Annotated in this window: 19 protein-coding genes and 1 pseudogene; 19 read left to right on the plus strand and 1 reads right to left on the minus strand. The window is 37.8% G+C overall.

Annotated features, from left to right (window positions below):
• The first annotated feature begins 95 nt into the window (after nt 1-95).
• Nucleotides 96-572 carry a nuclear transport factor 2 family protein gene (locus BkAM31D_RS08150; RefSeq protein WP_066152106.1) on the plus strand — a complete coding sequence of 159 codons (477 nt, stop codon included), beginning with the start codon at nt 96-98 and terminating at the stop codon, nt 570-572.
• Between the two features lie 58 nt (nt 573-630).
• Here the strand turns inward: BkAM31D_RS08150 and BkAM31D_RS08155 are convergent, their stop codons facing one another.
• Nucleotides 631-1326 carry a helix-turn-helix domain-containing protein gene (locus BkAM31D_RS08155; RefSeq protein ID WP_066152104.1) on the minus strand — a complete coding sequence of 232 codons (696 nt, stop codon included), beginning with the start codon at nt 1324-1326 and terminating at the stop codon, nt 631-633.
• A 398-nt stretch (nt 1327-1724) separates the two neighbouring features.
• Here BkAM31D_RS08155 and BkAM31D_RS08160 point away from each other — a divergent pair.
• The 18 genes and pseudogenes from BkAM31D_RS08160 to BkAM31D_RS08240 all read left to right on the plus strand — a co-directional run bounded on the left by BkAM31D_RS08160 (nt 1725) and on the right by BkAM31D_RS08240 (nt 22973).
• Nucleotides 1725-4936, plus strand: a pseudogene (locus BkAM31D_RS08160) (DEAD/DEAH box helicase).
• A gap of 281 nt (nt 4937-5217) precedes the next feature.
• Nucleotides 5218-6429, plus strand: coding sequence for an ABC transporter permease (locus BkAM31D_RS08165; protein ID WP_066152093.1), 1212 nt, complete (start codon nt 5218-5220; stop codon nt 6427-6429).
• Nucleotide 6430: 1 nt separating this feature from the next.
• The gene (locus tag BkAM31D_RS08170; RefSeq protein ID WP_066152090.1) at nt 6431-7708 is read left to right on the plus strand and encodes an ABC transporter permease; all 1278 of its coding nucleotides are present in this window, start codon (nt 6431-6433) and stop codon (nt 7706-7708) included.
• Nucleotides 7705-8388 carry an ABC transporter ATP-binding protein gene (locus BkAM31D_RS08175; protein ID WP_066152087.1) on the plus strand — a complete coding sequence of 228 codons (684 nt, stop codon included), beginning with the start codon at nt 7705-7707 and terminating at the stop codon, nt 8386-8388. The genes BkAM31D_RS08170 and BkAM31D_RS08175 overlap by 4 nt, the downstream gene beginning before the upstream one ends.
• A gap of 162 nt (nt 8389-8550) precedes the next feature.
• Nucleotides 8551-9828 carry a hypothetical protein gene (locus tag BkAM31D_RS08180; RefSeq protein WP_066152085.1) on the plus strand — a complete coding sequence of 426 codons (1278 nt, stop codon included), beginning with the start codon at nt 8551-8553 and terminating at the stop codon, nt 9826-9828.
• 303 nt (nt 9829-10131) lie between these two features.
• Entirely contained in the window at nt 10132-10908 is a 777-nt protein-coding gene (locus BkAM31D_RS08185) for an enoyl-CoA hydratase/isomerase family protein (protein WP_066152082.1), read from the plus strand.
• A 111-nt stretch (nt 10909-11019) separates the two neighbouring features.
• Nucleotides 11020-11631 (plus strand): anion permease, encoded by a 612-nt coding sequence (locus BkAM31D_RS08190; RefSeq protein ID WP_180319896.1) that lies wholly within the window; start codon nt 11020-11022, stop codon nt 11629-11631.
• 20 nt (nt 11632-11651) lie between these two features.
• The gene (locus BkAM31D_RS08195; RefSeq protein WP_085449761.1) at nt 11652-12449 is read left to right on the plus strand and encodes an SLC13 family permease; all 798 of its coding nucleotides are present in this window, start codon (nt 11652-11654) and stop codon (nt 12447-12449) included.
• 344 nt (nt 12450-12793) lie between these two features.
• A complete protein-coding gene (locus tag BkAM31D_RS08200; RefSeq protein ID WP_085449762.1) occupies nt 12794-14050 on the plus strand; it encodes an MmgE/PrpD family protein in 1257 nt (418 codons plus the stop codon).
• 184 nt (nt 14051-14234) lie between these two features.
• Complete coding sequence (locus BkAM31D_RS08205) at nt 14235-15236, plus strand: TAXI family TRAP transporter solute-binding subunit (protein WP_066152073.1); 1002 nt, start codon at nt 14235-14237, stop codon at nt 15234-15236.
• A gap of 74 nt (nt 15237-15310) precedes the next feature.
• The gene (locus BkAM31D_RS08210; protein WP_085449763.1) at nt 15311-15709 is read left to right on the plus strand and encodes a hypothetical protein; all 399 of its coding nucleotides are present in this window, start codon (nt 15311-15313) and stop codon (nt 15707-15709) included.
• Between the two features lie 50 nt (nt 15710-15759).
• Nucleotides 15760-17205 carry a TRAP transporter permease gene (locus tag BkAM31D_RS08215; protein WP_257391644.1) on the plus strand — a complete coding sequence of 482 codons (1446 nt, stop codon included), beginning with the start codon at nt 15760-15762 and terminating at the stop codon, nt 17203-17205.
• Between the two features lie 64 nt (nt 17206-17269).
• Complete coding sequence (locus BkAM31D_RS08220; RefSeq protein ID WP_066152067.1) at nt 17270-17731, plus strand: MaoC family dehydratase; 462 nt, start codon at nt 17270-17272, stop codon at nt 17729-17731.
• The gene (locus BkAM31D_RS24085; RefSeq protein ID WP_218970372.1) at nt 17721-18008 is read left to right on the plus strand and encodes a hypothetical protein; all 288 of its coding nucleotides are present in this window, start codon (nt 17721-17723) and stop codon (nt 18006-18008) included. Before BkAM31D_RS08220 ends, BkAM31D_RS24085 begins: the two co-directional genes overlap by 11 nt.
• Before the next feature lie 241 nt (nt 18009-18249).
• Nucleotides 18250-19107: an acyclic terpene utilization AtuA family protein gene (locus tag BkAM31D_RS24090; RefSeq protein WP_257391667.1), complete on the plus strand. Its 858-nt coding sequence runs from the start codon at nt 18250-18252 to the stop codon at nt 19105-19107.
• The gene (locus tag BkAM31D_RS08230; RefSeq protein ID WP_066152061.1) at nt 19088-19411 is read left to right on the plus strand and encodes a DUF4387 domain-containing protein; all 324 of its coding nucleotides are present in this window, start codon (nt 19088-19090) and stop codon (nt 19409-19411) included. The genes BkAM31D_RS24090 and BkAM31D_RS08230 overlap by 20 nt, the downstream gene beginning before the upstream one ends.
• Before the next feature lie 273 nt (nt 19412-19684).
• On the plus strand, nt 19685-20863 hold the full coding sequence (locus tag BkAM31D_RS08235; RefSeq protein ID WP_066152058.1) for an acyl-CoA dehydrogenase family protein: 1179 nt from the start codon (nt 19685-19687) through the stop codon (nt 20861-20863).
• On the plus strand, nt 20850-22973 hold the full coding sequence (locus BkAM31D_RS08240) for an acetate--CoA ligase family protein (protein WP_066152054.1): 2124 nt from the start codon (nt 20850-20852) through the stop codon (nt 22971-22973). Before BkAM31D_RS08235 ends, BkAM31D_RS08240 begins: the two co-directional genes overlap by 14 nt.
• Nucleotides 22974-22992 lie beyond the last annotated feature (19 nt).

Below are 22992 nucleotides of genomic sequence, written 5' to 3' on the forward strand. Positions count from 1 at the left end.
TAACCCTGCGTGAACTATTGATTTCTAAAAGAATAAAGCCCTGTCACTTATTGAAGTAACTAAGTGACAGGCGCTTTTAAAAAAGGTGGGATATCGTGTCAAAAACATTAGAGGATAGAATCGATGAACTAGAAGCTCGTCACCAAATCTATGAGGTAATAGCAAACTATAATCATGGTGTCGATAAAAAGGATCGAGAGTTATTTATGGATGTTTGGGAAGAAAATGCAATCTGGGATTTGGGAGATCCAGGAGGGTGCTGTCGCAATAAGCAGGAGATATTAGAAAGGCTAGAGATTAGTTGGAGGGATGTTCCAAAAACACATCATTATACAGTAAATATTGTTGTTACAACTGATATGGAGAATGGCATGGCAACTGCTATTTCAGATCTTGATGCAACGGCAATGGATAAGGAAGGGACAGCTTTTGTGATAGCAGGCACTTATTATGATAGATTTAGTAAGAGCACTGGAAAATGGCGTTTAGCAGAAAGGAAGGTGAAAATCCATTCCTTTACACCTGTTTCGGACCTTGCAGCTGCTAAACCTTCCACACATACGAATGGTTAACGAAGCAAAAAAAGCAACCTGTAGTCATAAAATAGATTACAGGTTGCTTGAATTGTAATTAAGAAATAAGCCCTTTTCGAAGTAACTCAGCTACTGCTTCGACACGGTTATTGACTTCTAGCTTCTTTATAGCAGATTTTATGTAATCCTTTACGGTATATTCACTTATTTCCATAGAGCTAGCCATTTCCTTTATACTTTCGCCCCAGGAAATCCGCTGCATCACTTCGCTTTCTCGCTTACTAAGCTTGTCAACCGCTTGTCCTTCCTTGTTGCTTTCGATCATTTTCCCGACTAATTTTCCATAGAGAGTTAAAATAGATAACATATTTTCGCTACAGGTGAAATTTGTCGGTAACTCTCGCGCAATAAAATAGCCAACGGGGGTCGAGCTATAACAAATAGGTATGATGATGTGATCATTTTTTTCATTAGGGTTCGTATATTTACTACCATATTTCCCAAAAAAATCTTCGTTAGAAATATAAACAGCTTTTCTTTTTTGTAGAGAGTTATAAATAGGAGGTAAGTTTCGGAGATCATCTCTCACATGGCCAATATAGTATAAACCTGATGCATTGAGCTTAATAATGCCTTCAGCGATGTTTCCTAGTGGAGCATATCTGAATAAATGAGCTTCTTTAATAGGAAATAAATCGAGTAATCCCTTCGTACACAAGTTTAATTTTTCCTCTTGCGATGAGGATTTATCAAGGTTTGCTATATACTCATGGATGGACGATTGTTTTAACATCTATAACCTCCTCAATTAAAGTATACGCTATCCTAAGTGACTGTATAAAGAAAGCGTTTTCAAAAAAATGGTATATTGCACTGATTTTGAACAAAAAAAGTATTTAGTTTATATCTAATATGCTTATGATGTTGTTTAATAAATATTCTCCATAAACTTGTAGTAACCTTCTTCTATGACGTTTAATTTCTTAATGTTCTAAAAAAATTAATCAACGACATTAGGGATTATCTAGCGTGGACTAGAATGGGAATTAGATATAATATCAACAGATGCCTGTAAAAGTCCTATAATGTAGGCGGCAATCTTTTTTGTTTTCATCATTTATGTTAGTGTTGAAGTAAATAAATGTACGAACGAGTAGTTCTCTTAATAATCAAAAGAAAAGAGCCGAAGTCATGGAGATCAAAATCAATCACAAGATAATTAAAGAAATGTGCGGCAACGTCTCCTTTAAAAAAGGAGACTCTTTTTATCGCTCGGATAAAGTGACAATTCACCATTGGAGCTCTGATTTTTGTGAAGCGACCGTTAGTGGAAAAGAAGACTTTCATGTCACGATTGCCAAAGGGGAAGCGGGCAATATTCAAACGACATGTAGCTGTCCGACTTTAGCTAATTTCCAAAAATGCTGTCAGCATGTCGCGGCTGTTTTGTTAGCGCTTTGTGACCAGCAGAGACAAGAAACGTTAGATTCAAGTGTACATGATGACCGAGCGCGATATGGTGATTTAACGGAAGACTTTCTAGCTCTTTTTAAAGACAGACCGACACGGACAAGTCGACAGCAACGTTATTTTGAGAAAAGAGAAATACTGAATACAAGGCTGATAAGTAAACCTGTTGCGGTCGGAAAAGATCAGTACTTACTTGGGATTGAGTTAGTAATAGAAGAGACAAAGGTTCCTCACGTAAGAGAGTTTTTACAAGATGTGAAACAGGGAAAGTCGAGAGTGGTGTCGTCCAAAGTAACGTATGATCCAAGCATTCACTGCTTTTCAAATGAAGCTGATGCCGTGTTGCAACAGCTGATTCGGATCATTCATGATGAAGAAGCTTATCTAGAGACATTGCCTGAGGCGGATATTCCTAGTACGAACGAGACTTTGCTCGTTCCGCCCTCTTCATGGGAGTACATCACCTCCTTGCTCATCAAGGCTTCATTTGTTTCGATGATGCATGATGACCATGTATATGAACGATTTAACCTTGTGAAAGGTTCACCGCCGCTACAATTTTCACTGAAAGAAACGGACCACGCTGAGTATCAATTGACCATTATAGGATTTGAGCGAATGATCGTTTTGCCGTTTTATAGTTCCGTGTTATGTGAAGGGGAAATATTTCAGTTAGAAGAAGCTGATTGTGAACGGTTGCTTCATTTAAAGCAAATGCTGGTGTCTCCAAGTGAAAATTCCATTCCGATTCCGCTCAATCAAATTGATTTCTTTTTAACGAAGATTGTACCTGGACTAAAAAGAATTGGGGAAGTCCAGATGTCAAAAGCGTTAACTGAAACAATGCTGAAAACTCCTTTAATTGCTAAGTTGTACTTGGATCGTTTGCGAAACCGACTACTTGCAGGGCTTGAATTTCAATATGGAAATGTGATCATTCAACCATTGGAAAGCAGAGACATTCCGAGTGGACCTATGATTATAAGGGATATGGAGAAAGAAGAGGAGATTCTTCAATTAATGGAGGCAAGTGGTTTTTCTCAAACTGATGGCGGTTATTTCATGCAAAATGAGTTACTCGAGTATGAGTTTTTATATCATATGGTTCCGAAGCTTAAGCGTCTTGTCCAGATTTATGCAACAACAGCTATCAGGAATCGGATATTTAGAAAGCATACCCCAAGAATTAGAGTAAAGGTGAAAGAAAAAGAGAGAAGGAACTGGCTCGCATTTACATTTGAGTTCGATGGGCTTGCAGAAAACGAAATGAAAGAGGTTTTGGCAGCGTTAGAAGAAAAGCGCAAATATTATCGGCTTCAAAATGGATCACTTCTGTCGCTTGAGACGAGAGAAATGGAAGAGATCGAGCGTTTCTTGAATGCTGTTCCAGTTCAGACTCAAGAGTTTGAGGTAGGTCTTAATCTACCTATTACCGAAGGACTCAAATATCTTGATTCAATTGAGGAAAGCGAAGTCTTTAAGATGGAGGAATCGTTCCGTCAATTTCTAGATCAGCTACAAAACCCAGGGGCTGTCGAATATGAAGTGCCTAAAGAGTTAGATTCGATCTTACGAGATTACCAAAAGCGTGGGTATCAATGGCTAAAGACATTAGCTAGCTATGGCTTTGGTGGAGTTCTAGCCGATGACATGGGACTCGGAAAAACGGTACAGAGCATTGCCTTCATTCTGTCAGAGCTTCCTCGTATTCGTGAAAGCGGTAAGCCGGTCCTAATTGTCTGCCCTTCTTCTTTAACTTATAACTGGTTAAGAGAAATTAGGACTTTTGCATCCGAGCTACAAGCGCTAGTCATAGATGGAAAGAAAGAGGACCGTGAACAGCTCTTGAAGGATATGAAAGAATTAGATGTTATCATCACGTCCTATCCGTTACTGCGTCGTGATAGGAAATCGTATGAAAAACAATCGTTTCATACAGTTTTCTTTGACGAGGCTCAGGCTTTTAAGAACCCAGTGACACAAACCGCGCGGGCTGTGAAAAGGATCGAGGCAGAACATCGTTTTGGGCTTACAGGAACGCCAGTGGAGAATTCCCTTGAAGAACTATGGGCGATTTACCACGTCGTATTCCCACAACTATTCCAAGGATTAAAGGAATACAGCGAGCTCACAAGGAAAGAAATCGCTCGCAGAGTTCGACCGTTTTTACTTCGGAGAATGAAAGAGGATGTGTTATCTGAGTTACCAGAGAAAGAGGAGATCCTTGTATCAACCGATCTGCTCCCAGATCAAAAGAAGCTCTATCTTGCTTACTTAGCAAAATTAAGACACGATACCGTAAAGCACTTGGATAAGGACACCTTGCGAAAAAATCGGATAAAAATATTAGCCGGGTTAACGCGATTACGCCAAATTTGCTGTCATCCTGCGTTATTTGTAGATGGCTATAAGGGAAGCTCAGCAAAGTTTGAGCAGCTAATCGAAATCGTGGAGGAATCAAGACAATCTGGAAGAAGGGTGTTGATTTTCTCTCAGTTTACGAAAATGCTTGAGCTAATTGGTAGAGAGCTCACAGCAAGTGGTCACACATATTTCTATTTAGATGGCCAAACTCCTTCAGAGCAACGAATTGAACTTTGCAATCAATTCAATGAGGGGGAACGAGATTTGTTCCTTATTTCTTTGAAAGCAGGGGAACAGGGTTGAATCTAACAGGTGCAGATACCGTTATTTTATATGATCTTTGGTGGAACCCTGCGGTTGAAGAACAAGCAGCCGATCGAGTTCATAGAATGGGACAGAACAATAAAGTGAAAGTCATAAAGCTCGTGGCCCGTGGTACGGTTGAAGAGAAAATGAATGAACTTCAAGAGCAAAAGAGAGATTTGATTGCAGAGGTTGTCGATTTAAAAGCGAACGCCACTGCAACGTTAACAGAAGAGGATATCCGTCAGATCTTAATGATTGAGTAGAGACAGATGAAGCTTTCTATAAAAGTGTTTCCTTTGATCAGGATTCGTGTGTAAAAAGCAGTGGTTCCTAACCACTGCTTTTTATGAAATGAAAGGAAAATTGAGAGCTTACTAGGCATTTTTCAATTTTGTTAGTTTGGGTATATCAAATGACAAAAAATCTTGTTACTGACTAATAAAACCTCCATTTCCATAATAAGGTCCATATGCTATCATGTTATACGTTAAACTTACATACTATTTGACTACAAATTGGATTTTTAGGAGTGACATTGTCTTACATGAAGAGCATTGTATGGTTAGGATATGAACTGAAGAATATGCTAACAGATCGAAAAGTGGTCGGTGTTCTCATATTCGGACCTCTTTTTTTGTTAGCGTTTTTTTCATATGTAGTGAGTCCTTTTTTTTCCGAAGAGGATTCAATGGAAAAAATAAATATAGCACTCGTGAATTTAGATGATGCGAGGGAAACAAGAATTATGCTTCAGCAGTTCATTCAGAATCCTGACATTCAGGAGGTTGTTACCCTCAGGCAAGTGAATGAAGTCATGGCCAATCAGTGGCTTGCAAGCAATCAAGTAGCTGCCGTTATTACAATTCCTGAAGGATTTGGAAGGGATTTAGCTAGAGGAATTAATACACCTATTGTTGTGACAGGAAATGAACAGCGCCCTCAGCAATCCGCACTTGTTCGCCAGCTCATGCAAAGTGGAGCTAATATGGTCACTGCCTCTCAAAGTGGAATTAATACGATCTATCTTTATATGGAAGAAGCAAAAGTTGCCCCAGAAGAACTCAATCAAATTTTTCATGAATCGATTCTAAGCTTTACGTTATTAGCGTTAAATCGTCAAGAAATATGGAAAAAAGAAAGGATTTCAGCGTTTGGTGATTTGAGTATGGGACAATATTATCTCGTCAACGCAGGAATTTTGTTCGTTTTTTTCATTGGATTATTTGGATTGAAAGTGGGGACAAATGAAAGCAGACTGCTTGAGAGGCGGTTACGTTCACTAGGAATTAATCATTGGCAAATCGTCATGGTACGAGTAGGGTCATTGGCTCTATTTATTGTTGTGCCGTACGTGTTGTTTTTTGGTCCTTCAATCTGGATCATGAAGGAGTCGTTTCAAGGGAGTATATGGGAAGTGATCATCATCAGTGCTCTTGTAATCATAACGATTAGTTCTTTTTTTATTTTCTTCTCTCTTTTGTTTGATAACATCGCTGCGATCAATTTGGCAAGCTTGATTCTTCTCATTGCCATGTCACTAAGTGGCGGAACCATCATCCCACTTGCATATTTACCGACTTGGCTTGAGTATATTCAGCCATTCTCCATGATGCATTGGTTGAGTCAAGGCTGGTTTTCTGCATTTTTTCATGAGAGTGGAAACGTATTTTGGCTAAGTTGTATGGTGTTGGTTCTATTCATTTTGATTTCTTTAAGTCTAGCTGTCATCGTCCAGTCTAGTAGAAGGGAAGTATAAGATGATGAAGATGATATGGACTTGTGCTTGGTTAAGAATGAAATGGTGGCTTAGAAGGCCAGTGGAGCTTAGTTTCTTAGTGCTAATCGTTCCAATAGCGGTGGTGTTGTTACTTTTATTAACTGGAAATTCCGCACAGGAGGAAGGGATACGAGTTGCGGTGGTCGATGAAGATCAGAGCATCTATTCCGAAGTAGTGATAGACCGCTTTTCTACTCAATCAATTGTATCGGTAGAAAAAATGAATAGAGAAGAAGCCATTCAGTTAGTACAGACGAATAAAATAGAGGCAGCTATTATTTTTAGCAATGGCTTTATGGATCAGCTGATCGATAAGAAACGAGCGGAAATCGTTGAATTGTATTATCCTCCTTCCTCTTTAACACATGTATTGATCTCAGAGCTTGTTGCTAGTGAAGTACTTCGGTTATCTAGCAATGTTCAAGCTGCTCATTATATTGATGATAAGTATGAAAAGCTTGATTTACTATCTCGAGAAGATAAGAAAATGATAGAGCAAAATAGAGTGCCGACAAACTTATGGGAAGATGCTTGGAATCAAAGTGATTCCTACTGGGAGCCAGAGCCATTAATGTCGATTACCTACATAGATGGTGGCCTTCATTCACGCATAGGGGAAACGGAAACTAGTGATGAGAGTGAGAGTCAAGCATGGATATACTTTGAAATTCAGTTTTTGATGGGCTGTCTTAGTGCGCTTATTTTATTTTTATTTATCTTTATGCAGCAATGGATCGTAGACGATTATCAATTAGGAGTTCGGAAACGTTTGAAGGGGACCGCTGTATCTCCACTATTATATATCATAGGACATTCTATACCGACGATGGTATTCGTCTTGCTTCAAGGGATCCTTGCATTGGTGTTGATTTTCGGTATGAATCAATTTGCTCTACCATTAACGTGGGAAATCGTCTTTCTTTTTGTCCTTTATGTTATGGCTACTTTTTCGATCGGAACCTATATCGCGATCTTAGTGAAATCACCTTTACAACTTCAAACAGTAGGAGTTTTATTTGTATTATTTACAAGTTTAGCAGGAGGGAGTTTTGTTGATTTAAGCGAATGGAGCGACTCCGTTAAGTGGCTCTCTTACGGAACACCACAAGGATGGTTCTTAAATGGAGTAAGAGACATCTTACCTTATGTAGGTGAAGGGTCTGTTGGATCTGCTGTATTGTTAACTGGATGTGCCCTTTGTGTGTTTACTCTCTTCTTTACAGCTCTTAGTGTGGAAAGGTGGCGGAAACAATCATGATTCGAATCGAAAACGTAAGCAAACAAATTGGGTCTAAGATGATCCTTGAAAACATAACGTTAACGGTAGGAAAAGGGGAAATACTCGGTTTGATTGGCCCGAATGGAGCGGGGAAAACAACCCTACTTTCTTTATTGAGTACGACAGAAAAGGTAGAGGATGGCGAGATATGGATCGGGGAGTGTTCACTCCGAAAAAACGTGAAAAAAGCTCGCAGAAAAATAGGCTATGTCCCACAAGAAATTGCTTTATACCCTTCATTGTCCGTCTTCGATAATGTAACGTTTTGGGCAAAAATGTTACAGATCAAGCAGACAAAAGTAACAGAATTAGTTCGTCTTTTGCAGTTGGATGACTTTTTGCACGAAAAAGTAGACCGTTTATCTGGGGGCTATAAGCGTCGAGTGAACATCGCAGTGGCATTGTTACACGAACCAGAGGTTCTTCTTATGGATGAACCAACAGTCGGAATGGATTTATATTCGAAAAAGGATTTGCTCCCTTTTATCAAACATGTTTCCAAACAAGGGACTACAATCGTTTTTACAAGTCATGACGTGGATGAAATGCTTTATTTAGCAGATCGAATTGCCATGCTTGAACAAGGAAAATTAATTTTTGATGGTTCGGTTGATCAAGCGAAAAAAGAAATAGCCATTCTCCAAGGGCTGAATTCCTAGTTCTTTGTAACCTATTCTTTCGATTAAATAGAAATTGTGTAACAAATTTGTAATTTTGTGTTCCATAAAATGGGAAAGTGTGATATCGTGTTTGTGGTTATCAAACAACTAAGAACTCTCACTAAAGCAGTTATACTTGAGAGGAGAAAAAGGAGTTAAATAATGAAAAGATTGAAATTGGTAGTTTGGGCTGTACTTGTAGTAGCGATGGCATTTCTTGCTGCATGTAACAATTCGGCAAGTAATGAAGCAGTGGATCCAAAGCAATTATTAACGGATGCGATTAAACAGTCACAGGAAATGGAAAGCATGGCGTTTGAAGGTCAATATGTATTATCATTAGACTTTGAAAATATGATGATAGATGAAGAGATTAAAGGTTTTCTAGATATTTTTAAAGATTTAACGATTAATTACAGCGGTGCTTACCAAAAGGACCTAGAAAAAGTCGAGTTAGTCCTCGAAACACAAATGAACCTTGGCGATTTAAGATCAACAGTTGAAGTTCCACTTCTAATTGAAGGTGAAAAGATCTGGCTCAAAGTTCCAAATCTTCCAGGATTTATTCCAGATGAGTTTTCTGGACAATATCTTGAAATGGATTTAAAAGAAATCGCTGAAATGAGCGGCGAAGAGTATGTACCGATTTTCCCAGAAAATGAAGAAGAAGAGCAAGCAATGACTGGTTTGGCTCTAGAAATCATTGGCGTTTTCATCAAGAATGTTGATGATTCTAATTTCAGTGTTACATCAGAAGAAGGAACAGAAGTAACGGTTGACTTCAGTGGAGATCGTCTCTATGACATTATTGAAAATACTGTTAGACACTCATTACCTGAACTATATGAAGTACTTTCTAAATCTGAACACTTGGAATTGTTAGGACTCACGCAAGCGGATTTAGATGAACTTAAGGAATTAGAAAACGAAATCCCAGAAGATGCGTTCGCAGAATTAGAAGAGCTTAAAGATTACATTCAAATCAACGTAGGAGAAATGAAAGTACTCCTTGATGAAGATGGCTTTATCAAACAAGAAGGCTTTTCGTTTGATGGAACATTTAGCGACCCAGAAATCGGGGAAGACATCCGTATTAGTTTTGATTTCACACAAAGCTATTCTAATGTTAACGGTGAGCAAGAATTTGTTCTAGAAGCACCAGGCGCGGACGTAATAGATGTAGCAGAGCTATTTGGTACATTAATGATGGGCGGCATGGATTATTCAGATGAATTTTACGATGTTGAATTTGAAAGAGTAGATGAGCTACAGTTCGAATTAGCTCAAGAAGAATGGTTTAACCGACCAGAAGTTAGTGAAATCTTCTTTGAAGATGAATCGACATATGAACTACTATTTGATGAAGAGTTCTTAGAAATGCTTCTATATGACGAAGCAGGACGCGACGAATGGTTAAGTGAATATGGTGTTGAATTGTAATTGATTACTAGGAAAGAGAATTGTCTTTGGACAATTCTCTTTTTTGTGTTTCGTATAAACATCCCTTTTACTTTTGAATTCGATAGGTTGTACCTCTCAACTCTAATTAAGAGGGGGACATACTTTGTATTTGTCGAATTCAAATTAGACGAGATCTTCAAAGGCAAAGATATGAATTCAATTGAATCCTGCTCCTCATTAGTTAAGTTGTCGATATGAAAATTCAGGTAGCTAAACAATTTGAAAAATTGGCATGGAAGTTGCAAAGAGATAATTGAATGACTAAATGAGGAGGGGAAGTTTATGTATTATGAAAATATCGTTGCTTATAAGGACGGGGTAATTGGTGTTATTAAATTAAATCGTCCTGAAATGAGAAATGCAATTGATTCTAGGACTCTTGAAGAGGTTGAGGAGGCGATAGAAATATGGGAAAAACATGAAGGCATCAAAGTCATTATTTTTACTGGTGAGGGGGAGAAGTCTTTTGCTTCTGGGGCTGATATTAAGCAATTAAAAGAAAAAGAAGCGAAAGATGCACTATTACCAGGACTATCAGGGGTTTGCCAAAAAATTGAAAGTAGTAGCAAAGTGACAATTGCCGCAATAAACGGATACGCACTAGGTGGCGGCTGTGAGCTAGCTCTTGCATGTGACATACGGATAGCGGCAGAGCATGCGAAAATCGGACTTCCTGAACTAAATTTATCAATAATTCCAGGTGGGGGAGGAACACAGCGTTTAGCAAGAATTGTTGGTAAAGGTCGTGCAATCGAAATGATTCTAATGGGTGAAGTGATTTCAGCTGAAAAGGCAGAAAACATAGGTTTAGTGACAAGAGTAGTAAAAATAGAAGATTTATTTCAAACAGCTTACGAAATCGCTGCGAAAATTATGGAGAAAGGTCCACTTGCTGTAACGCTAGCAAAGATGGTAATACATCAAGGGTTCGATCTTGATATGAAGAATGCTTTACTAATAGAAAAGTTAGCACAAGCGATTTTATTTAATTCTGAAGACAAACATGAAGGTGTAACCGCATTTTTGGAGAAAAGAGTGCCAAGTTATAACGGTAACTAGTGAAGAAGCGAATGTATAGAAAGTAAACATGTGATGTTTAATAAATTAACGATTTGAAATTAATTGATTATCTTTATGGTGATAGTTAATTTCAGGGAGTTTGATAATGGAATGGAAATCAAAAAGAATATTCATCCTACAATGTCGTTTTCTTTAAATGCAAAGGTTATTATTTTGTTCAGTTGTTTTCTTGTTGTCACAGGAAGTGTACTAATACCAAGTACATTTGGTTTGACTGAGATTCAACAGAGGACACTTGGGTTACTGATTTTTTCTATTATTATATGGGCAACTAAAGCAATACCAACTGGAATCTCTTCGTTACTTATTATTTGTTTACAATTAATGTTAGGGATTGTCCCAGAATTTTCAGAAGGGATCCAAGGGTTTCTTTCTTCGTCTATTTACTTCATACTAGCTGTTTCACTTGTTAGTACGGTTATGACAAAAGTTGGTATTGATAAAATACTTTCTACTATTATCTTGAAATTTTCACATGGAAATATAAAGAAAACAGCGATTGGATTCTTTGTAGCAACGTTGCTACTGCCGATCGTTATGCCGTCAGGAAACGCAAGACTCCGGATGTTCATTCCTTTAATGGAAGAAATTAACTGTAGTCATAATCTTCACAAAAATAGTTCGTTCGTACGTTTCACAACATGGGCCTTGTCGGGCATTAACCAAGTTGTTACTTTGATTGTTATTACCGGGGAGGGTTAGCGGTAGTAGCGAGTCAGTTAGTGGTAGATTTGGGATACGAAGTAACGTGGAGTAAATGGTTCTTCCTAATGGCTTTACCTATTTGGGCTATTACTTTAATGACGGGTATTTGTATGTGGTTCTTTTGGAAAATGAATAAATTACCTAAGTCTAAACTTCATAATGAATCGAAAAATAATCTTCTAGTTTCGAATGAAAGAAGTCATCTACCTGTTTCTATGGTAATTGTTGTACTAAGTTTTATGTTGATCTTATGGATAGTCGGGCCAACGTGGAACATTCCCATTATTGTACCACCATTATTAGCTTTAACATTTTTTTCTTTACCAGGTATTGGGTTGTTAAAAAATAGTGATTTAAGAAACTATGATTGGGAAAACTTTCTTTTATTAGGAACTGCTATTTCTTTAGCGATCACAATTGAGCATAATGGAACAGCAACATGGTTAGCTAGTAAAGTATTTTCCTTTATAGGCGGAAGCTCGTACGAAGTAATAAATGTCCTAATTGTGCTAGTGGTAGTTATGTTGATTCGTTTATTGTTTGTTAGTCCGGTAGCTTCTCTAACGGTTATCTACCCATTAACGATTGCGTTTTCTAACTCGGTCGCTTTAGACCCGCTATTAGTGTATCTATCGACAACGATCATCATTTGCTCAACAATGATTTTGCCGATTCATTCTCCTATTCTCGTATTAGCAAATGAAATGGGTCACCTATTTCTAAAAGAAAGTATTTTTATAGGCAGTATTTTACTTATCATTAGTTTTATTGTTGCGATCTTTTCTTATTTTATTTACTGGCCTTTACTGATTTAGAAAGACTACCGTTTTAATTTTTAACAATTGAACGTAAAATCAGTGGTCCTATGTTTAGAAAATGAACACAGATTTAAAGGTGGTAAAATATTCTCGAATTGAAAAGAATTATTAATGAAGGGATTATTAATAAAAAATTGTAAGCAGTACGCATATATTTCCGTAATTAAGTACCTATTTTTTCAACATGGCATATTTATTGCATGTATAATAAATGTCATTAAGTATAAATTGTGCAGCAGTGCTTTCATACGGTTTTTATTGATAACAGATAGGATGGCACGTTACTTGCATAGTAAGGATGTAAGATTTACATGTACAAATATAAATAGGAGGATATTTTTATGAGCTTCACACATCGTATTGCTGAATTCTCTGTTGGTTTAAAAGATCAAGATATAACCGAAGAGGTAAGAGAGCAAATTAAAAAGGTTTATTTAGACTACTTAACCGCAGCAATTTCTGGATCTCAAACGGAAGTTGGTAAAAAAGTTTATGAGTATTATAGCGAGTTGGGAAAGGGTGAATCAACAGTTTTAGGGCAAGACACAGGATTGAACTATCATAATGCAGCGTTTGTAAATGGAACAAGTGCACATTGTTTGGATTTTGATGATGGTCATACAAAAGGGTCTGTACATATTGGATGTGTCATCTTTCCAGCAGTATTGGCAGTCGCAGAAAAGAACAACTCATCAGTCCAACAAGTGATAAGAGCTATACTAGTAGGATACGAAGTTACCATTCGGGTTGCTTCCGTGATTCATCCCTATTCTAGACAACGTGGGTTCCACAATACATCAGTAGCTGGAATTTTCGGTGTGACAGCTGCCATCTCACATTTACTAGAGTTTAATTTTGATGAAACGGTTGGGGCATTAGGTAATGCAGCGAGCTTTGCTGGTGGAACCTTCGCTTTTCTTGGTAGCGGTTCTGAAGTTAAGCGCTTACATCCGGGTATCGCAGCACGTGACGGTATTATTGCTGCAGAGTTATCCAAGAGAAAACTATATGGACCAAGTGATATTTTTGAAAAAGAAGGTGGAGTTTTTGATGTATTTGCTGGAGGGCAAATAAACAACGAACTAGCGGAACTGCCTATCGGACGATCATTCGAAATATTGAATATTTATATCAAACCATATCCTTGCTGCCGACATTTGCATGTGGTCATTGACGCAATTAAGGAAATTCAAGAACAACACCATATTTCACCCACTGAAATCAAAAAGGTAAAAATTGGTGTTAATAAAGTTACTTCGTTTCATTCTCATAAGGAATGTAATAGCTTACTAGATTTACAAATGAGTATTCCTTTTGTAGCGGCAGTGGCTCTTTTAGGGGAAGAAATAACAGTTGATAGCTTTAATTTAGAACGTACTGATTATGAAGAGATTAGAAAAGTAATGGAAACTATTGATGTAGTACTCGATGAAGACTGTGAACGAGTCTATCCGTTGAGTAGGAAGACAAATATAGTGATTTACCTACAAGCAGGACAAAGCATTGAAATCTCATTTGACACAGTCAAGGGGAGCCGCCTAATCCTATATCAATGGAAGACTTACAACAGAAATTCACAAAAAATTGCGAGAACATAATTGGAGAAAGCGCGATAAAAAAAGTAACTAATAATGTTGAAAACCTTCATTTAATAGATATTTTTTCGACTTGAGGGTTGTACCATTTTTATTTTATAAAGGAGGCGATGGATAGAAGAAAGTGAAGGGTGAGAAGTGGTTAAATCAAAAAAAAAATGATGAAAATTAAGGGAGGAAGGCTTTTATGAAAAAGGGGAAATTGTTTGCATCAATTGTTTTTGCAATGATCTTTACTGTTTTAGTTGCTGCATGTTCTAGTGAAACACAAAATAGTAATGAAGGTGCTGAATCAGGTGATACAAAGAATGTTGTACTAACTACTGCTGGAACGTCTGGTGCATTTTATCCTATTGGTGCAGCGATGGCACAAATTGTTAATAACAATGAGCCTTCACTCCGCATAACAAACCAAGCATCTGGTGGATCAGTGGAAAATGTTCGTCTATTAAAAAATGGAGAAGTTGAATTCGCCTTGTTAGGTGGCGATAGTGCAGTTGGGGCATATGAAGGGATTGGCTTAGAGTTTGAAGGAGATCCACATGACGATGTGCTTAAAGGGGTATTCAGTATGTACTCTCAACCTTTGAATCTCGTTACAGTAGAAGGAACTGGTATTGAAAGTTTTAGCGATTTAGAAGGAAAAAGAATAGCAGTTGGAGCTCCTGGTAGTGGGACAGAGGTAAAGACAAGAGAAGTATTGGAAATCCTAGGGCTTCCTTATGGTGACGGTGTAAGACAAGAATACTTATCTTTTGCAGAAGGTGTAGAAGGGATGAGAGATGGACATATTGATGCTGCTTTCATTTGGGCTGGTATTCCTACTCCTGGGGTTATGGATTTAGCTAATGTACGTGACATTAAGTTAATCGGTCTTAATGATGAAGAAGTGGAAGCGGTAAATAATGCAAATCCATCCTTGTATAAAGAAGTTATTCCAGCTGGGACGTATAAGGGCGTTGATGAAGATACCCAAACACTTGCGGTTAATACGCAAACCGTTGTTCACGCTGATCTAGATGAAGAGTATGTCTACAATTTTGTTAAAGCAATTTTTGACAATCTTGACAACCTTCACGAAGCTGTTGAAGCGATGCGAGAAATGACACCTGAAACAGCGCATCAAAATGTGATTGAGTTACATCCAGGCGCTAAACGTTATTATCAAGAAATTGGCGTATTAGATTAATAAATGATTTCTGTTAAGGAGGAACGACTCGTTCCTCCTTCTAAAAAATAATTATGAAGGGGTGAATAGTAACTATGGAGGAAACTCAGCCAATCAATCGTTCAAAATTCGTTGTGAAAACGGTTTTCTTTCTTTCGATTATACTTTCACTGTTCCATTTGTATACAGGTGGATTTGGAGTCCTTACTGCCATGTTACAAAGGAACTTACATTTAACTCTCGTTTTAATTTTAGTATTTCTATTGTATCCAATTCATAAATCGGCAAAAGTAAGATGGCTAGACTACGTCTTTATTTTCATAGTGTTAGGATCTTGTTTATATATAATTTCAACATATGAACAATTGTTATTTAGAGTTGGTAATCCGGTATTTTTAGATAAGTTTTTCGGTGTCTTAATGATTCTTCTAGTTTTAGAAGCTACAAGGCGTGTTGCAGGCTGGGTTTTAGCTGCAATCGGGGGTTCTTTTTAGTCTATGCTTATTATGGTAGTTATTTCCCGGGTATCTTTCAATCGACTAATATGTCAATTGATCGTATGGTTTCGCTATTGTACATGTCAACCGATGGGCTTTGGGGGACAACATTAGGAATTGCAGCAACATTTGTTGCCTTATTTGTAATCTTTGGGGCGTTTTTAAATACGACTGGTGCAGGAAAAGTGTTTATTGATTTGGCTTTTATCGTCGGTGGTCGGTTCCGTGGCGGTCCCGCTAAAGTGGCGGTCATCTCGAGTGCGTTAATGGGAAGCGTAAACGGAAGCCCAGTTGCCAATGTTTCTTCTACTGGACAATTTACGATTCCTCTAATGAAAAAAGTTGGCTATAAACCTAAGGTAGCTGCCTCAGTTGAAGCGGTTGCGTCAACGGGTGGTTCGATTATGCCACCAATCATGGGTGCTGGAGCATTCGTAATGGCCGAATTAACGGGTATTCCTTATGCGGAAATTGTAATAGCAGCCGTCATTCCAGCGCTACTATTTTATCTATCTGTATTTTTATTTGTTGACTTTGAAGCTGGGAAACAAAAATTGAAAGGACTACCAAAAAGTCAATTACCAGTTTTTAAGGAAACATTTTGGAAGGGGATTCATTTATATGCGGGTTTAACTACTTTAATCTATCTACTCGTGTTTAAACAAGTATCTCCAATGTTTGCTGCTTTTTGGTCAATCATTCTTCTAATTGCAACTTATATGATTGTCTATTTTAAATCAGCTGACTGGAAGTTCTTTGTTCGGGCTTTGGAACAAGGGGCTAAATCGATGCTATTAGTCACAATGGCTTGTGCTACAGCTGGTTTAGTAGTAGGTGTTATTAATTTAACGGGAATAGGTGTAACGTTAACAACATTAATGGTAAACCTTGGTCAAAACCACTTAATCTTAACACTATTAGTTACTATGGTCGCTTGTATCATAATGGGAATGGGGCTACCACCAACCGCCTCTTATATCGTATTAGGTGTCTTAACTGCACCGGCATTAGTCAGTCTAGGAGTAGGAGTATTATATGCTCATATGTTCGTATACTATTTCGCGTGTTTAGCTCCAATTACACCACCAGTTGCGCTTGCCTCCTATACGGGAGCTGGGATTGCAGGTAGTAATCCACTACGAACATCATTTACTTCAGCAAGGATCGGCTTAGTCGCCTTTTTAATACCATATATGTTTATATTTGGTCCAGAACTACTAGCACAAGGTAGTGTAGGAGATGTTTCATTAGCTATCTTTATGGGGTTAATCGGTGTTACCTTGTTGGCAGCGGCCATTACTGGTTGGTTTAAAAGAGACTTGACTTGGTATGAGCGTTTTATCAGCCTAACTTCTTCTATCTTCTTAATTTATAGTGGAATCGTTACGGATGCTATTGGATTAGGATTAATGATTCTCTTTTTAGCTTTAGTATTTTTTACTAGGAAAGGTAATAGGGAAAATAATTCAACGGAGCTAGAGATGACTTCCTAGTTTTGAATCATTTGTACAATCGGTTAGGTAGCGTTTGTTACATGAAAGGAAGGTAAGTTGGAATATGGGATTTTATTGGGAAGAGTTTTCAATCAATGATCAATTTCAGACGGAAGAAATCACAGTGGAAGAAAAATTGGTACAGTCCTTTTCCGAACTATCAGGTGACACGAACCCAAATCATACGAATCCTTCTGAAGCAAAAAAATCAATTTATAAAAGACCGATAGCCCACGGCATGCTTATTGTTTCACTCTTTACAGGATTAAATAGAAAATTAGGGATATTAAAAGGTACATCTCTCGGAGTCATTCATGTCGAATGGTCATTTAAAAAACCTGTATATGTTGGTGATACGATCTACTATTCTATTCAAGTGATCGACAAAAAGGAAACATCTAAGACAGACCGTGGGTTATTAAAACGAAAGGTGTGTGTAATTCATAAGGATACAAATTGTATAGCAGGAGAAGGGACCTTCTTAAATCTTGTGAAAAGAAAGGCAGGGTCATTAAATGACAAGTAATCGTTTAAACGAATTACGAATATTATCACCATTAGGAATATTAGGTTATGGATTTTCAGAAGAATCATTTTATGAGGGTTTGCGACGCAACCCCCATTTTATTGGCATAGATGCAGGGTCAACCGATGGTGGACCCCAAAAGTTAGGTTTAGGGGTTGGAGTAGTAAGCAAACAGGCTGTGAAAAAAGATCTGAGTATTATCTTGAAAAATGGAAAAGCGAAAGGAATTCCTGTTGTAATTGGTAGTTCTGGGGCGCTGGTTGCAGGAAAGGGTTAGACTGGACGTTAGAAATAATAGAAGAGATTCTTGAGGAAGAGAAGTTTGAACTCACTACGGCAATCATTGGTGCAGAAATAGAGAAAGATGTTGTTAGATCTGCTATGCTGAACAATCAAATTAAGCCTTTAGGTCCAGTGCCAGAATTAAATGAAGTGCATATTCATACTGCCACCAAAATTGTCGCTCAAATGGGGTAGAACCATATATTAAGGCTTTTGAATTAGGGGCAGAATTAATTATTGGAGGAAGAACCTATGATCCGGCTATCTTTGCCGCTTATGCAATTAAGAGTGGATTTGATCCAGCATTATCATGGCATTTAGGGAAAATTCTTGAATGCGGGGCTCTTTGTTTAACTCCAGGAACAGCTGGAGATTGCGCTTTTGGCGTTTTGAGACATGATCATTTTGAAGTTCAATCTTTACACCCAGAACGGATGGTTACTGAGAGTTCAGTTGCTGCTCATGTGTTATACGAAAAATCACATCCAACTACTCATTATGGGCCAGGATTTAAACTAGATGTTAGTAACTGTCAGTACCAGCAATTGAATGATTTTAGTGTTCGCGTGTCTGGGACTAAAATCAAACAAGAACCATACAAAGTGAAACTTGAGGGTGTTGAACCTGTTGGTTGGCGGCATATAGCAATTGCAGGGGTCCGCGACCCCATTGCTATCAGTCAAATAGATCATATGATTAACTATGCAAAAGAACGTGTGAAAGAATTCTTCTCAAAAGAAGATATTAGCTACGAATTAAACATCATTCGCTATGGGTTAGATGGAGTATTAGGAGAAAATGAACCTAAACGAGATTCGACTCCACATGAAATAGGTTTAGTTCTCGATGTAGTGTCTACTAGCAAGGAGTATTCAAAAGCAATTTGTTCCTTTGCTCGTTCGACATTACTGCATTACCATTATCCTGGAAGGAAAGCGACTGCTGGGAATTTAGCTATTCCATTCCCTGATGTAAGTGGTGGAGAAGTATTTGAATTTACGATCTATCATTTAATGGAAGTGGAAGATCCATGTGAATTATTCCCATTGACTATATCTAATTTGGGAGGGAAACATGTCTATTCCAATCAGTGACGTTGTTCAAATCATAAGAAGTAAGAATGCGGGACCTTTTGAAATTACTTTTGACTTAATTTTTAAATCAAAAGAAAGCTTTGAAAAGGTCTTACAATTAGAAGTGTTTACAAGAGAAAGAATAGCAAGCCTTTATCGAATAAAACCAGAAGACGTCCTTTGTATTGCTAGTTATCCTCCTGCATTGGCGCTTAAAATAACAATCGCTAGAAGAAAGCCATCTGGTGGTATAGGAGAAACAGATACATTTGGCGCACAACAACATGCACCGTTATTAGACGTAACTATTCCTGCAGAGCGCTAGAAACGGGAAATTAAATGGAAAAGAAATAGTCGATCCTCTAAATTAGAGTTCGGCTATTTTTTTGTTATATAGGGACATCCATATTTAATCAATGAGAGTTCTGTTAAGGAATTAAACGTCAATGTTCAGTATATAAACGGATTGTTACCTTTGTTAAAAAATACACCGGAAAATACATGGAAACTTCGTCTGAAAAAGTTGGCACGTTAATTGCAATGTAAAAAGTGAGTGAAACATATAAAATAATTGTTATTTCGAGAGGAGATAGTTGTTATGGATTTTAACCTTAATCAAGAACAATTGGAGTTACAAAAATGGGCGAGGAATTTTGCTAAAGATAAGTTTTCGGAAAAAGCTTACACATGGGTGAGAAATCAAGAAGTTCCTTGGGAAAATGCCAGAATTTTAGCAGAACATGGACTAATGGGAATGGTTCTTCCAGAAGAAGATGGCGGTCAAGGCATGCCGTTAATTAATGCGATCATTGTTATGGAAGAAGTTGCAAAAGTTTGTCCAAGTACAGCAGATATGCTCCAAGTCGGAAACTTTGGTGCAATAAGACAACTAGCGGCATATGGAAGTAAAGAATTGAAAGATCGTGTTTTACCTTCGATTTTAGCAGGAGAAAAATTAATTTCAGTAGCGATGTCAGAACCAGGTGCTGGATCGGCGACAACTGATTTAAGTACAAAAGCTAGAATAGAAGGAGACAAAGTTATTATTAACGGTTCTAAAGTATTTAACACGCATGGTCCACACAATTCTTATTATGTTGTCTGGGTACGATTTGGTGATGATGTAAAATCTTCCGGGGCAATTCTAGTAGAAAGAGATGCGCCTGGTTTCAGCTTAGGAAAAACGGAAACTCATATGTCTGGCGAGGAACACTGCGCACTATTCTTTGATGATTGTGAAGTGCCAGTAGGAAACATTCTCGTTCCAGATAACGGATTTAAAAGATTGTTTACAATGTTCAATATTGAGAGAATGGGGAACACATCAAGATCGTTAGCTTTAGCGCAAGCAGCGTTTGATTTAGCGGTAGAGCATGTAAAAGAAAGAGAACAATTTGGAAGAAAATTAGCAGAGTTCCAGGGAATTCAATGGAAAATTGCAGAGATGAAAATGAAACTTGATGCAGGACGATTGCTACTATATCGCGCAACTACAAATGCAGATAAAGGAGCACCGAATCCTACAGAAGCGTCAATTGCTAAGGCGTACATTAATACAACAGCTTTTGAGGTGGCTCATGAAGCCGTTCAGATCTTTGGTGGATACGGATATTCAACAGACTATCCATTAGAGTATATTTTCAGAAGAATTAGAGGATGGATGATTGCTGGTGGAACACCAGAAATGTTGAAAAATAAAATTGCTGAAGATGTGTTAGAAATGAGATTTAGTCAAAGAAAGAAACCTACAGGAGGGGAAAAAGTTGGGGCGAAATAACATTGAAGAACCTACAGTTGTTACTGAAAAGGGCTCTAACGGATTTCTTATGGAATACGAAGGAGCTGAAATTCTATGTGAATATGGGCTACCGGTTGCCAAATCCAAACTAGCGCGTACAGAAGAGGAAGCTATTGAACTTGCTAACACGATCGGCTATCCAATCGTTTTAAAAGGGATGTCAAGAGACATTGTCCATAAGACAGAAGCGGGCATTGTAAAGGTAAATATTACGAACCAAACTCAATTAATTAAAAGTTTTAATGAAGTCCTTACGAATGCTTCCAATTATAATAGCGAGGCAAAGATGGCAGGAGTTCTAGTGCAAGAAATGGCATCAAAAGGAATTGAATTAATTATTGGTATTAAAAAAGATCCAATCTTTGGTCATCAGCTTGTAATTGGCTTTGGTGGAACATTAGTAGAAATTATGAAAGATTTCTCGATGAGAATGATGCCAGTTTCAAAAGAAGATATAGCAGAAATGATTAAGGAATTGAAAAGCTATCCAATCATTGAAGGATATCGTGGACAGCAAGGGATAAATAAACAAAAACTAATTGATATATGTCTAGGTTTAAATAACTTAGTAGCGGAAAGACCAGAAATCGAAGAATTAGACTTGAATCCAATCATGTTTTCTGGCAATGAGGCGGCAATTTGTGATGTCAGAATACTAGTCGGAAACGATCAGAAAAATGAGGTTTCTAATCGAGATCTTACTAACGTGAAGTATATGTTGAACCCACGTTCAATTGCTGTTATTGGAGCTTCAACAAACGAAAAGAAGAATGGTGGAAGATTGTTCAGATATATTGTTGAAAATAACTTTGACGGAGAGTTATATCCGATTAACCCAGGTGCTACAGAAATTAAAGGGTATAAAGCTTACCCTAGTTTAAAAGAGGTGCCAGGGGAGATTGATTTAGCTTGTATTATTGTTGGAGCGAAACATGTTCCTCAAGTAATGGAGGAGTGTATAGCAAAGGGAATAAAGGCAGCAATTGTCTATTCTTCTGGATTTGCTGAGATAGGAGAAGAAGGTCAGGCGTTACAAGAGCGTTTATTATCACTAGCTGAAGAAGGAAATATCCGAGTATTAGGACCTAACTCAATAGGTATTGCTAGTCCTTCCAAAAATATCTATACGGCTTTTGGTGCGGCATTAGAGTCAAAAGTTAAAGTACCAGGAAATATTGGCTTTATCTCTCAAAGTGGAGCAATGGGTAGCGCTTTACTTAGTAGGGCATGGGAGCAAGGAGCTGGTTTTAGTAGATGGGTCAGTGTAGCGAATGAGGCTGATTTAACGATTCCAGATTTTATTGAAGTATTAGCAGAAGATGAATTGACAAATGTTATTACTGTCTTTATGGAAGGAATTAAAGATGCTAAAGCGTTTAAGAAAGCTACAGAGAAAGCATTCCAACAAAAGAAACCTGTACTTGTATTTAAGACAGGTAGATCAAGTGTAGGGAAAAGAGCCGTTCAATCTCATACAGGTTCAATTGCTGGAGACGATGCCGTTTTCTCAGCAGCATTTAAAAAGTACGGAGCGCTTCGTATTGATCATATTGAAGAGTTAATTGACGTTTCTAGAGCATTTAATATTCAGCGATTGCCAAAAGGAAATCGAGTAGGAGTACTTACGGCTTCTGGTGGTGCTTGTAGTGTGATTGCCGATCTATGTTCAGAGAAAGGGTTAGAGGTTCCGGAATTAAAGGAAAGTATCAATGAAATTAAGGAACTAATTCCATCATTTGGTTCAGCTCAAAACCCGGTTGATGTAACAGCAGAAGTTATAGCAAAGCCAGAAATGTTTAAAAAAGTAATGGAAACGCTTACGAGGGATTCAAATATTGATGGCGTGATTGTCATGCTTACTACGAATGCAGACCCGGGTGCTACAGTCATTGCACAAGCAATCTTGGATGTATTTAATGAGTCTGATAAACCAATCGTAGTTGGTCGTTTAGGGGCAGAAGCAATTGCAACTCAGGCTATGGATTTTTACCAGAAAAATGCGTTCCCAGTGTATTCAACGCCTGAAAAGGTTGTGAATGTCATGGATTATTTGGTCCGCTATAGTAAAATCTCTCAAGAAAAAAAGTAACAGTCTAATAGAATAGAAT

This window comes from Halalkalibacter krulwichiae, assembly GCF_002109385.1.
GTDB classification, from domain to species: domain Bacteria; phylum Bacillota; class Bacilli; order Bacillales; family Bacillaceae_D; genus Halalkalibacter; species Halalkalibacter krulwichiae.

Excerpts from the sequence above, each read along its gene's own strand:
- BkAM31D_RS08200 (WP_085449762.1), top strand. The coding sequence starts at position 12,794 with ATGAGCTTCACACATCGTATTGCTGAATTCTCTGTTGGTTTAAAAGAT.
- BkAM31D_RS08175 (WP_066152087.1), top strand. The coding sequence starts at position 7,705 with ATGATTCGAATCGAAAACGTAAGCAAACAAATTGGGTCTAAGATGATC.
- BkAM31D_RS08230 (WP_066152061.1), top strand. The coding sequence starts at position 19,088 with ATGTCTATTCCAATCAGTGACGTTGTTCAAATCATAAGAAGTAAGAAT.
- BkAM31D_RS24085 (WP_218970372.1), top strand. The coding sequence starts at position 17,721 with ATGACAAGTAATCGTTTAAACGAATTACGAATATTATCACCATTAGGA.
- BkAM31D_RS08220 (WP_066152067.1), top strand. The coding sequence starts at position 17,270 with ATGGGATTTTATTGGGAAGAGTTTTCAATCAATGATCAATTTCAGACG.
- BkAM31D_RS08165 (WP_066152093.1), top strand. The coding sequence starts at position 5,218 with ATGAAGAGCATTGTATGGTTAGGATATGAACTGAAGAATATGCTAACA.
- BkAM31D_RS08205 (WP_066152073.1), top strand. The coding sequence starts at position 14,235 with ATGAAAAAGGGGAAATTGTTTGCATCAATTGTTTTTGCAATGATCTTT.
- BkAM31D_RS08215 (WP_257391644.1), top strand. The coding sequence starts at position 15,760 with ATGTCAATTGATCGTATGGTTTCGCTATTGTACATGTCAACCGATGGG.
- BkAM31D_RS08235 (WP_066152058.1), top strand. The coding sequence starts at position 19,685 with ATGGATTTTAACCTTAATCAAGAACAATTGGAGTTACAAAAATGGGCG.
- BkAM31D_RS08185 (WP_066152082.1), top strand. The coding sequence starts at position 10,132 with ATGTATTATGAAAATATCGTTGCTTATAAGGACGGGGTAATTGGTGTT.
- BkAM31D_RS08190 (WP_180319896.1), top strand. The coding sequence starts at position 11,020 with ATGGAAATCAAAAAGAATATTCATCCTACAATGTCGTTTTCTTTAAAT.
- BkAM31D_RS08210 (WP_085449763.1), top strand. The coding sequence starts at position 15,311 with ATGGAGGAAACTCAGCCAATCAATCGTTCAAAATTCGTTGTGAAAACG.
- BkAM31D_RS08170 (WP_066152090.1), top strand. The coding sequence starts at position 6,431 with ATGATGAAGATGATATGGACTTGTGCTTGGTTAAGAATGAAATGGTGG.
- BkAM31D_RS08180 (WP_066152085.1), top strand. The coding sequence starts at position 8,551 with ATGAAAAGATTGAAATTGGTAGTTTGGGCTGTACTTGTAGTAGCGATG.
- BkAM31D_RS08155 (WP_066152104.1), bottom strand. The coding sequence starts at position 1,326 with ATGTTAAAACAATCGTCCATCCATGAGTATATAGCAAACCTTGATAAA.